Raw genomic sequence first — 10140 nt, 5'->3', positions numbered from 1 at the left:
ATGGTGAGCGACCGGGTTGCCAAGGGGCTGGTGGAGGAGGGGGGGGAGTTCAACCACGGCTTCACCTACTCGGGTCATCCGGTCTCTTGCGCCGTGGCGGTGGCCAATATCCAGCTTATGCAGAAAGAGAGCATAGTTAAGCGAGTGCATGATACTATCGGCCCCTATTTGCAGCGCCGCTGGGCGGAGCTGGCCGATCATCCGCTGGTGGGAGAAACCCGAGGCAAAGGATTGGTCGCCGCGCTGGAAATCGTTGAGGACAAGCAGACCAACCGGCGTTTTCCGGCTCAGGCAAATGCGGGGATGACTTGCCGGGAGTTCTGCTTTAACAATGGCTTGGTGATGAGGGCGGTAGGCGATACCATGATCATATCGCCCCCCTTGGTCATCACCGAGGAACAGGTTGATGAATTGGTCGATCTGGCCAGGCGCAGTCTGGATCTGACAGCCGCAAAGCTGAAGGGTTGAGGCGGGTCGGGCAGGTTGGCATGCGCATACAATTTGCTTAGGAGACAAGGATGATGTCTTTCAAAACAGGAGTGATCGCTGCCTCTGTGGCTCTGGTCATGGCAAGTGCCGGAGCAATGGCTGAAGAGAAGGTGCTGCACGTCTACAACTGGAGCGACTACATAGCGCCGGATACCCTGGATAACTTCCAGAAGGAGACGGGGATCAAGGTGGTCTATGACGTGTTCGACAGTAACGAGGTACTGGAAGCCAAGTTGCTGGCGGGTAGTTCGGGCTACGACATCGTGGTGCCATCCAACCCCTTCCTGGCCAAGCAGATCAAGGCGGGCGTGTTCCAGAAACTGGACAAGTCCAAGCTCTCCAACTGGCAAAACATGGATGTCGACCTGCTCAAGGCGCTCGAGCCGAGCGATCCGGGCAACCAGTACTCCATCCCCTATCTGTGGGGCACCATCGGCTATGCCTACAACGCCGAGAAGGTGAAAGCCGTGCTGGGGGCCGATGCCCCGGTCAACTCCTGGGATCTGGTGTTCAAGCCGGAGAACATGGCCAAGTTGAAAGAGTGTGGCGTCTCCTTCCTCGATTCACCGACCGAAATGCTGCCGGCTGCCCTGCAATATCTGGGCTTCAAACCGGATAGCCAGAAACCGGCCGAGCTGAAGAAGGCTGAGGAGCTGTTCCTCTCCATCCGTCCCTATACCGCCTATTTCCACTCCTCCAAGTACATCTCGGATCTGGCCAACGGCAACCTCTGCGTTGCGGTCGGTTACTCCGGTGACTTGCAGCAGTCCAAGGCGCGGGCAGCCGAGGCCAAGAATGGCGTCGCGCTCACCTACACCATTCCGAAAGAGGGGGCAGGCAGCTTCTTTGACATGATCGCCATTCCGGCGGATGCCAAGAACGTCGAGGCGGCCCACACCTTCATTAACTACCTGATGAAGCCCGAGGTGATCGCCAATATCACCAACGTGGTGCAGTTCCCGAACGGCAACAAGGCGGCGACCCCGCTGGTGGATGAGGCGATCCGCACCGATCCGGGTATCTACCCTGATGCGGCAACCCTGCAGAAGATCTACACCTTCCCGGATCTGCCGGCCAAGGTGCAGCGTCTGATGACCCGCAGCTGGACCAAGATCAAATCCGGCAAGTAAGTAACGAATGCCCCTCCCGGTCCGCAGTTCGGCCGGGAGGGTAGTGATGCCATCCATCCGGATGGGCCGCGCGAATGGATGCGCAGACGGTCAACCACTGAAACAGGAGAACTGACACCGTGAATACAACCAGATTGCTAACCGTAGCGCTGACCATGGGATTGGCGAATGTGGCCCAGGCTGCCCCTGTGCTGCACTTCTACAACTGGTCTGACTATATCGGCGAGACCACCCTCAGCGATTTCCAGCAGGCGACCGGGATCAAGACCGTCTATGACGTGTTTGACTCCAACGAGACCCTGGAAGGCAAGTTGCTGACGGGGCGGACCGGTTACGATTTGGTGGTGCCCTCCAATAATTTCCTGGCCAAGCAGATCAAGGCGGGAGCCTTCCAGAAACTGGATAAATCCCTGCTGCCCAATCTGGCTAACCTGGATCCCGTGCTGCTCAAGCAGCTCGACAAGGTGGATCCGGGTCATCAGTACGCGGTGCCCTATCTGTGGGGGACCAACGGCATCGGCTACAACGTCGACAAAATCAAGGCGGTGCTGGGGGTCGACAAGATTGACTCCTGGGCCACCATCTTCGAACCGGAAAACATGGCGAAACTCTCTCGCTGCGGCGTCGCCTTCCTCGACTCTGCCGACGAGATGATCCCTGCTGCCCTCAACTACCTCGGGCTCGATCCCAACAGTCATGCGACGGGGGATATCAAGCAGGCCGAGGCGCTGCTGCTCAAGGTGCGGCCCTATGTGGCCTATTTCCACTCCTCCAAATACATCGGCGATCTCGCCAATGGTGACATCTGCGTGGCTGCCGGTTTTTCCGGCGACATCCTGCAAGCCGCTGCCCGCGCCGATGAAGCTGGCAAGGGGGTGAAAATTGCCTACAGCATTCCGAAAGAGGGGGGCAATCTCTGGTTCGACATGATGGCGATCCCGTCCGATGCCACCAATGTCAAAGAGGCGCACGCCCTCATCAACTACGTCCTGCAGCCCGAAGTGATCGCCAAGGTCAGCGACTATGTGGGCTACGCGAATCCCAACTCAAGGGCGGGCGAGTTTATGGATGAGGCGGTGCGCAACAATGAGGAGGTATATCCCCCTCAGGCCGTGCTGGAGCGACTCTATGTGCAGGAAGCACATCCCCGCTCGGTACAGCGTCTAATCACCCGGAGTTGGACCAAGATCAAGTCCGGTACCTAACCTTGGTGCCCGTTCGGGGGCGCCAAATCGCTTTTATGGATCGGCCGCAAGGCCGGTATCACGTTGGGGAGTTTGGTAATGGCGATAGCCTCCAGTGCCTACAAGAAAGCCCTCGAGGGCAGTCAGCAGCGCAAAGAAGTGCTGGTGAAAATTGATCGGGTAAGCAAGCAGTTCGACGAAACGCTGGCGGTCGATAACGTATCTCTCAATATTCACAAGGGGGAGATTTTCGCCCTGCTCGGCGGGTCCGGTTCCGGCAAATCGACCCTGCTGCGGATGCTGGCCGGTTTCGAGCGCCCGACCGAGGGGCGGCTGTTCCTCGACGGGGTCGACATCACCGACATGCCCCCCTATGAACGCCCCATCAACATGATGTTCCAGTCCTACGCCCTGTTCCCCCATATGACGGTGGCCCAGAACATCGCCTTTGGCCTCAAGCAGGATGGCCTGCCCAAGGCCGAGATCGATGCCCGGGTGGAGGAGATGCTCAAGCTGGTACAGATGACCCAGTATGCCCGCCGCAAACCGCATCAGCTCTCCGGTGGCCAGCGCCAGCGGGTGGCGTTGGCCCGTTCCCTGGCCAAGCGTCCCAAGCTGCTGCTGCTGGATGAACCCATGGGGGCGCTCGACAAGAAGCTGCGTTCCAAGATGCAGCTGGAGCTGGTTGAGATCATCGAGCGGGTCGGGGTGACCTGCGTCATGGTGACCCACGATCAGGAAGAGGCGATGACCATGGCGGAGCGGATCGCCATCATGCACCTCGGCTGCATCGAGCAGATCGGTAGCCCGATGGATATCTACGAGACTCCGGCCAGTCGGCTGGTGTGCGAGTTCATCGGCAACGTCAACCTGTTTGACGGCCTGCTGGTGGAGGATGAGCAGGACCACGCCACCATCGCCTGCGCCGATCTGGAGCAGCCCATCTACGTGGGTCACGGCATCAGCTCCCGCGCCGAAAACAAGAAGGTGACCTACGCCCTGCGGCCGGAAAAACTGCTGATGAGTCTGCAAAAACCGGAGGAGATCGAGCACCCGGACTTCAACTGGACCAAGGGTGAGGTCTATGACATCGCTTATCTGGGCGGTCACTCGGTTTATCACATCCAGCTGCCCTCGGGCAAAATCGTTCAGGCTTTCATCGCCAATGCCGAACGCCACGGCAAGCGGCCAACCTGGGATGACCAGGTGTTCCTCTACTGGGAAGATGACAGCGGCGTGGTGCTGCAATCATGAAGTTCTTGCAACGACTGAAGCGGGTCGGGGGGCGCCGACTGGTGATTGGCATCCCCTTCTTCTGGCTGTTCCTCTTCTTCCTGCTGCCCTTCGTCATCGTGGTGAAGATCAGTTTTGCGGAAGCGGATGTGGCGATCCCGCCCTACACCGACGTGGTGAGCTGGGCCGACAATCAGCTCACCATCCTGCTCAACATGGGCAACTACCTGCTGCTGCAGGAGGATGAGCTCTATATCGCCGCCTATCTCGGCTCCCTGAAGATGGCCTTCGTTAGCACTTTGCTCTGCCTGCTGATTGGCTATCCGATGGCCTACTCCATCGCTCGGGCCAACAAGGAGACCCAGACCGTTCTGCTGCTGCTGATCATGATGCCGACCTGGACCGCCATTCTGATCCGGGTCTATGCGTGGATGGGGATCCTCAGCAACAACGGCCTGCTCAACAGCGTCTTGCTGGGGATCGGGGTGATCGACGAGCCGCTGCAGATCCTCAACACCAACCTGGCGGTCTATATCGGCATCGTTTACTCCTACCTGCCCTTCATGGTGCTGCCGCTCTACGCCAATCTGGTCAAACATGACCAGAGTCTGCTGGAGGCCGCTTCCGACCTGGGGGCCCGCAACCTGACCCGTTTCTGGCAGATCACGGTACCGCTCTCCAAGAACGGCATTATCGCTGGCTGCATGCTGGTGTTTATTCCGGTGGTGGGAGAGTTCGTTATTCCGGAAATGCTGGGCGGTCCGGAGACCCTGATGATCGGCAAGGTGCTGTGGCAGGAGTTCTTCAACAACCGCGACTGGCCGGTTGCCTCTGCGCTGGCGGTAGTGATGCTGGCGGTGCTGATCATTCCGATCATCCTCTTCAACCGTAACCAGGCCAAAGAGCTGGAGGGCAAGGCATGATGAAGCGTTTCGGTTTTGCCAAACTGATGCTCTGGCTGGGGCTGCTGTTTATCTACCTGCCCATGATCATCATGGTGATCTACTCCTTCAACGCCTCCAAGCTGGTGACGGTGTGGGGCGGCTGGTCGCTCAAGTGGTACTTCGGCCTGCTCGACAACAAGCAGCTGATCGGATCTGTGTTCCGCTCGCTGGAGATTGCCTTCTACACCGCGATCGCCGCGGTGGCGCTGGGGACGGTGGCGGCCTTCGTGCTGACCCGAATTCCCCACTTCCGTGGTCGCACCCTGTTCGGTGGCATGGTGACGGCGCCGCTAGTGATGCCCGAGGTGATCACCGGTCTGTCGCTGTTGCTGCTATTCGTGGCGATGGCCCAGCTGGTGGGCTGGCCCGCCGAGCGGGGCATGCTGACCATCTGGATCGCCCACACCACCTTCTGTACCGCCTACGTGGCGATCGTGGTGTCGGCGCGGTTGCGGGAGCTGGATCTCTCCATCGAGGAGGCGGCCATGGATCTTGGCGCCAAGCCGTGGAAGGTGTTCTTCCTGATCACTATCCCGATGATCGCTCCCTCGCTGGCGGCAGGCGGCATGATGTCGTTCGCCCTGTCGCTGGATGATCTGGTGCTGGCGAGCTTCGTCTCCGGCCCGGGCTCCACTACCTTGCCGATGGAGGTCTTCTCGGCGGTGCGACTCGGGGTGAAACCCGAGATCAACGCGGTGGCCAGCCTGATCCTGTTGTCGGTATCGCTCTTTACCTTCGGCAGCTGGTATCTGATGGCCAGGGCGGAGAAGCGCCGTCGTGCCGAGATCGCTATGACCACTCAGATGCAGGCCGTCGTCTGACGCCATGATAAGATCCGCCTACTCTCGTCAACCAGGAGGATGAGTATGCGGATCTCCCTTTTTAGCGGTCGTGGCACCGAGCTGGTACCCGGCCTCACCAGTGCCATTCACAAGCAACCGATCTCTGTACCAGTTCGCTGTACCTTTGCCGGTCTGGAAGGGGATGAGCAGTGTGACCTGCGCCACCACGGTGGCCCGGATCGGGCGCTCCACTACTATCCGGCCGATCACTATCTCTGGTGGCAGACCTGGCAAACCGCGCTGGGCTTGCCTGCGCCACGTACACCCTGGCAACCTGCCGCCTTTGGCGAGAACCTCTCCGGTCTCGGGCTGACCGAGGCGCAAGCCTGCATTGGCGATGTCTATCGACTCGGTGAGGCGCTGATCCAGATCAGCCAGCCGAGATCCCCCTGCTTCAAGCTCAACCAGCGCTTTGGCTATGGCCAGATGTCCCAGGTGATGCAGCTAAATGGCCGTTGTGGCTGGCTGCTGCGGGTGCTGGAGGAGGGCATGATCGCGCCTGACACGGCCATGGAGCTGGTAGACAGACCCTATCCCGAACTGACGGTGAAGCGCACGGCGGATATCCTGTTCAATCAGGTGCGCAATGAAGCGGATCTGCTGATGTTGCTGGAGAATCCGGCCCTCTCCCCCAACTGGCGCCAGCATGCAGCCGACTGGCTGGAGCATGGCACTGTGGCTGACTGGCAGCGCCGTCTGCTGGGGCCGGCATCCCTGCGCCTGGCCTGACGGCCGGTTGCCGGAATGTCACCAGCTGGCTGCAGTCCGGTAAACGGGTGAAAAGAGTGCTGAATAGTTGAGCGAACAGCACTTTTTTTCCTGCAAAATGCAAAAAAGGCTTGTGTCAGGTCGGGGCTTTCGGTAAATTCCCGTCCCGCAGACATCGGTGTGTAGCGCAGCTTGGTAGCGCACTTCGTTCGGGACGAAGGGGTCGGAGGTTCGAATCCTCTCACACCGACCAAATTTGAAAAGGCCGCTCAATAGAGCGGCCTTTTTGCATTTATCCTTCCTGTTTTCCCGATTTTCTTTAGCTGCTGACCTGTTACCTGGCCAAGTGATCTGACTTGCAGTATGCAGGGTCGAAGCAAGACCACAGACATTAAAAGGGCCACCGCTCGGTGGCCCATCGGTGGAGTCTGATCCTGACTCCGGCACTCTAGATTGTGGCAATCTCGCTATGGGTCTTGTCTATGGTGCCCTCCTTGCGCGCCAGGCGCTTACTCAGATATGCCAGTGCTGATGCCGCAAAGCCTTGAAACTGTGTTGAGGCAGCAAGGCCGCGTGCTTGGGGTACTCACTAATGAAATGTTCTATTCCCTCCATCAGTTGTGCACGTAATGAAATCACGGGCTCATGCCAGGCTTGCAGGCATAGATGGCCGGGGATCAACTGCTCCTGATAATCTTCCAGCAGCTGTTCTGGCCAGGGTTCAATACCGGAATTGCGTTGCAGCAAATAGTGGGCGGCTGGTTCACGGGCATAAATGAACTGAATTTGGGCCAGATCGCGTTGGCATAGCGTTTGACTGTTGATATGACAGGTCAAATATTTTCCCGTTTTCAGATCCAGAAAGTGACCGCGTTGCCGACAGGGAACGATGCGATACCAAGGCAGGGGTGAGGAGAGAGAATACCCCTCAAGCTCCTGTTCCAACCAGTGGCGACACTCAGGTGTCTGCACCTCGTCGAGCATGGACTCGAGCTGTGTCAACAAGGCTCTGGATGGTTTGATGGCCAGTTTCGCACTCATCGCCTGCAATCCTCCCTCTGCACACAATCCCGACTATCAGTATGGACCTTGTTCGGCCAGAGGGGGTAAGGAATCTAATGATTAAAAGTGGATTAGCCGCGTGGTTTTTATGCACTAACTTGGTTCAACCCACCAGATAGGTACCAGTGCCGAAGGCGATGTGGGTGCCCTCTTCGTTGTGCAGCTCCATCCGGGCGACGGCCACCTTGCTGCCAGCCCGGATGATGTGGGCGGTGGCGATAAACTCGTTGCCGCGTCCCGGGCGCAGGTAATCCACCCGCAGATCTATGGTGCCTAGGCGGGCGAAGCGCTCCTTGAGATAGCTGGGGGAGAACTCCTCCAGCTCGTCGATGCAGGAAGCGGCGACGATCATGCCGCCCGCCACATCCAGCAGCGTGGCGGTGACGCCACCATGCAGGATGTTGTGGAAGGGGTTGCCGATCAGCTTGTCGTCCATCTTGATGCGCAGTTCCACCTTGTCGAAGTCGTAGTGGGTCACCTGCATGCCGATCAGCTTGTTGAAGGGCATCTTCTCGGCAAACAGGTTGGCAATGCCACTGAGTGCCATCTTCTTGAGCATCTGTTTCATTCTCTGATCCCAATCCTTGTCATCAAAGCCGAGTAAAAACTCCAGCCAGTCTGCAACAGTTCCTTAACAGTCGCAATGGCAGGTTTATTGTGGGCGGCGGCTGCTTTAGAATGGCGACCCCAAAGGAGAGCCCATGACCGCGATTGCCGAAACCCTGCCAGATCCTCAGCCAGAGAGTCCGCTTGCCCTGCTGCAGGCGGTCTTCGGCTATCAGCAGTTTCGGCCGGGTCAGCTCGAGATCATCGAGCAGATCGTCGCGGGGCGCGATGCGCTAGTGCTCAAGCCCACTGGTGGCGGCAAGTCGCTCTGCTACCAGATCCCGGCACTGCTGCGGCCCGGGCTCGGTGTGGTGGTCTCTCCCCTTATTTCGCTGATGAAGGATCAGGTCGACAGCCTGCGCGCCAACGGTGTAGCGGCGGTCTACATCAACTCGGCCCTCAGTCGGGAGGAGATGATCCAGAACTTCGCCGCCATGCGTCGCGGCGAGATCAAGCTGGTCTATGTCTCCCCCGAGCGCTTGCTGCAGCACGAGTTTATGGATCGGCTGGCCGAGCTGCCGCTCGGGCTGTTCGCCATCGACGAGGCGCACTGTGTCTCCCAGTGGGGCCACGATTTCCGGCCTGAATATGCGGCGCTGGGGCGACTCAAGCAGTGGTTCCCGCAGGTGCCGGTGGTAGCGCTTACTGCCACCGCCGACGAGGCGACCCGCAGCGACATGCTGCACCGGTTGGAACTCAACGATCCCTTTATTCACACCGCCAGCTTTGATCGCCCCAATATCCGCTACAGCCTGGTGGAGAAGTTCAAGGCGGCCGAGCAGCTGCTGCGTTACGTGCAGAGCCAGAAGGGCAACTGCGGCATCGTCTACTGCTCCAGCCGCAACCGGGTGGAGGAGGTGGCCGAGCGGCTATCCCGCCACGGCTGCAAGGCGGCGCCCTATCATGCGGGGCTGCCGCTCGAGCAGCGCCAGCAGACCCAGGATGCCTTCCTCAAGGATGACATCGAGATAGTGGTGGCGACGGTGGCGTTCGGTATGGGTATCGACAAGCCCAATGTGCGCTTCGTGGTGCACTACGACATCCCCAAGAACATCGAATCCTACTATCAGGAGACCGGTCGTGCCGGTCGTGATGGCACCCCCGCCGAGGCGCTGCTGCTCTACGATCCCGCCGATATCGGCCGGGTGCGCCGCCTGCTCGACAACATCGAGAATCCCCAGCAGTTGCAGGTGGAGCAGTACAAGCTCAACGTGATGGCGGCGTTTGCCGAGGCGCAAACCTGCCGCCGTCAGGTGCTGCTCAACTACTTCGGCGAGTACAACGACAAGCCGTGCGGCAACTGCGATATCTGCCTCGATCCGCCCAAAAGTTATGACGGCACCGAAGATGCCCAGAAGGCGCTCTCCTGCGTTTGGCGGGTGGGGCAGAATTTCGGGGTGGGTTATGTGGTGGAGGTGCTGCGCGGGTCGCTGAACCAGCGCATCAAGGATCACGGCCACGACAAGCTCTCGACCTACGGCATCGGCAAGGATCAGAGCCACGAATACTGGATGAGCGTGATCCGCCAGCTGATCCACAAGGGGCTGCTGACCCAGAACATCACCCGCAATCTGGTGCTGCAGCTGACCGAGGCGGCCCGCCCCGTGCTGCGTGGCGAGGTGAAGCTGGAGCTGGCGGTGCCCCGCTTGCAGCCCATCTCCAGCCGCAAGGAGAAGCGCAATGGCCTGCTCGACAACGCCAACTACGACAAGCGACTGTTCAAGGCGCTGCGCGGCCTGCGCAAGCAGATTGCCGAGGATGAAGAAGTGCCGCCCTACGTGGTATTCAACGATGCGACCCTGGTTGAGATGGCTCAACTGATGCCGATGACCGAAGACGAGATGCTGGCCATCAACGGCGTCGGGCACCGCAAGCTGGAACGCTTCGGTGAAGCCTTTATGGACCTGATCATCGATTACTGCCGCCGGTAGGGTCGATTAGG

Annotated in this window: 10 protein-coding genes and 1 tRNA gene; 9 read left to right on the top strand and 2 right to left on the bottom strand. The window is 59.3% G+C overall.

Annotated elements, in window-relative coordinates; genetic code table 11:
* The 8 genes from AB5Y85_RS12355 to AB5Y85_RS12320 form a co-directional block, all read left to right on the top strand.
* Positions 1-468: aminotransferase class III-fold pyridoxal phosphate-dependent enzyme (locus AB5Y85_RS12355; protein WP_368221505.1), on the top strand; the 468-nt coding region annotated here is incomplete at its 5' end.
* A gap of 53 nt (positions 469-521) precedes the next feature.
* Positions 522-1619: an extracellular solute-binding protein gene (locus AB5Y85_RS12350; protein WP_005340709.1), complete on the top strand. Its 1098-nt coding sequence runs from the start codon at positions 522-524 to the stop codon at positions 1617-1619.
* A 119-nt stretch (positions 1620-1738) separates the two neighbouring features.
* Positions 1739-2824, top strand: a complete 1086-nt coding sequence (locus tag AB5Y85_RS12345; protein WP_108612035.1) for a polyamine ABC transporter substrate-binding protein — start codon at positions 1739-1741, stop codon at positions 2822-2824.
* A 78-nt stretch (positions 2825-2902) separates the two neighbouring features.
* Positions 2903-4057 (top strand): polyamine ABC transporter ATP-binding protein, encoded by a 1155-nt coding sequence (potA, locus tag AB5Y85_RS12340; protein WP_005340704.1) that lies wholly within the window; start codon positions 2903-2905, stop codon positions 4055-4057.
* Entirely contained in the window at positions 4054-4959 is a 906-nt protein-coding gene (locus AB5Y85_RS12335) for an ABC transporter permease subunit (RefSeq protein WP_005340703.1), read from the top strand. Before potA ends, AB5Y85_RS12335 begins: the two co-directional genes overlap by 4 nt.
* Complete coding sequence (locus AB5Y85_RS12330; protein WP_041202837.1) at positions 4959-5801, top strand: ABC transporter permease subunit; 843 nt, start codon at positions 4959-4961, stop codon at positions 5799-5801. Before AB5Y85_RS12335 ends, AB5Y85_RS12330 begins: the two co-directional genes overlap by 1 nt.
* A gap of 45 nt (positions 5802-5846) precedes the next feature.
* Positions 5847-6551 carry an MOSC domain-containing protein gene (locus tag AB5Y85_RS12325; protein ID WP_257687506.1) on the top strand — a complete coding sequence of 235 codons (705 nt, stop codon included), beginning with the start codon at positions 5847-5849 and terminating at the stop codon, positions 6549-6551.
* Between the two features lie 155 nt (positions 6552-6706).
* A tRNA-Pro gene (locus AB5Y85_RS12320) sits at positions 6707-6783 on the top strand.
* A 260-nt stretch (positions 6784-7043) separates the two neighbouring features.
* On the opposite strand, the gene AB5Y85_RS12315 is transcribed toward AB5Y85_RS12320, so the two are convergent.
* Both AB5Y85_RS12315 and AB5Y85_RS12310 read right to left on the bottom strand, forming a co-directional pair.
* The gene (locus tag AB5Y85_RS12315; protein ID WP_005356927.1) at positions 7044-7571 is read right to left on the bottom strand and encodes a hypothetical protein; all 528 of its coding nucleotides are present in this window, start codon (positions 7569-7571) and stop codon (positions 7044-7046) included.
* A gap of 124 nt (positions 7572-7695) precedes the next feature.
* On the bottom strand, positions 7696-8160 hold the full coding sequence (locus tag AB5Y85_RS12310) for a thioesterase family protein (RefSeq protein WP_042054246.1): 465 nt from the start codon (positions 8158-8160) through the stop codon (positions 7696-7698).
* Positions 8161-8293: 133 nt separating this feature from the next.
* Between AB5Y85_RS12310 and recQ the strand changes: the two genes are divergently transcribed.
* Positions 8294-10129, top strand: coding sequence for an ATP-dependent DNA helicase RecQ (recQ, locus tag AB5Y85_RS12305; RefSeq protein WP_368221504.1), 1836 nt, complete (start codon positions 8294-8296; stop codon positions 10127-10129).
* Positions 10130-10140 lie beyond the last annotated feature (11 nt).

Source organism: Aeromonas sp. R3-1 (assembly GCF_040908345.1).
Taxonomy (GTDB): Bacteria; Pseudomonadota; Gammaproteobacteria; order Enterobacterales; family Aeromonadaceae; genus Aeromonas; species Aeromonas veronii.
The sequence above is the reverse complement of the archived record's forward strand: the minus strand, read 5'-3'. Positions and strand labels throughout refer to the sequence as shown.

Bases quoted from the DNA above. Each gene is read 5' to 3' on its own strand.
- AB5Y85_RS12310 (WP_042054246.1), bottom strand. From the start codon at position 8,160: ATGAAACAGATGCTCAAGAAGATGGCACTCAGTGGCATTGCCAACCTG.
- recQ (WP_368221504.1), top strand. From the start codon at position 8,294: ATGACCGCGATTGCCGAAACCCTGCCAGATCCTCAGCCAGAGAGTCCG.
- potA (WP_005340704.1), top strand. From the start codon at position 2,903: ATGGCGATAGCCTCCAGTGCCTACAAGAAAGCCCTCGAGGGCAGTCAG.
- AB5Y85_RS12325 (WP_257687506.1), top strand. From the start codon at position 5,847: ATGCGGATCTCCCTTTTTAGCGGTCGTGGCACCGAGCTGGTACCCGGC.
- AB5Y85_RS12330 (WP_041202837.1), top strand. From the start codon at position 4,959: ATGAAGCGTTTCGGTTTTGCCAAACTGATGCTCTGGCTGGGGCTGCTG.
- AB5Y85_RS12315 (WP_005356927.1), bottom strand. From the start codon at position 7,571: ATGAGTGCGAAACTGGCCATCAAACCATCCAGAGCCTTGTTGACACAG.
- AB5Y85_RS12335 (WP_005340703.1), top strand. From the start codon at position 4,054: ATGAAGTTCTTGCAACGACTGAAGCGGGTCGGGGGGCGCCGACTGGTG.
- AB5Y85_RS12350 (WP_005340709.1), top strand. From the start codon at position 522: ATGTCTTTCAAAACAGGAGTGATCGCTGCCTCTGTGGCTCTGGTCATG.